The organism is Kaistella solincola (assembly GCF_000812875.1).
In the GTDB taxonomy this organism is placed as follows: Bacteria; Bacteroidota; Bacteroidia; order Flavobacteriales; family Weeksellaceae; genus Kaistella; species Kaistella solincola.
Genome location: NZ_JSYK01000013.1, coordinates 1 through 333, shown reverse-complemented (window position 1 = coordinate 333; position 333 = coordinate 1). Strand labels below are relative to the sequence as shown.

Annotated in this window: 1 protein-coding gene; it reads right to left on the bottom strand. The window is 36.6% G+C overall.

What is annotated here, in order from left to right:
* The coding region (locus tag OA84_RS11105; protein WP_039346586.1) for a DUF1905 domain-containing protein at positions 1–333 on the bottom strand (333 nt) is incomplete at both ends.

The following is a 333-nucleotide window of genomic DNA, read 5'->3' as shown; positions in this document are numbered from 1 at the left end:
TGAGTTGGTCAAGGTATTTCAAAATCATCTTTACTTGTTGATCTTCTGATTTTTGAGAGGTAATTTTCCCCATCATTTCATTCCTCTCGTCTTTTGGTAGCTTTTTGTACGCATTTAATGCCCCTGATTCTTTGAAGGTTTCTAAAACCTCTTTTTCAGTAATTTGAGCTTTTGAAGTCATTAAGTAAAGGGTCACGGTTACGGTGTCGCCACCACTTTTGTTAATTGCTTTCCTGATTTTGTCATTAATGGAAATCAGTTTGTCTTGGTCTCCTAATTTCGCCAGGTTAATACTTTCAATGCTGTAGTTGTCGATAGTTCCCGAAACTTTCA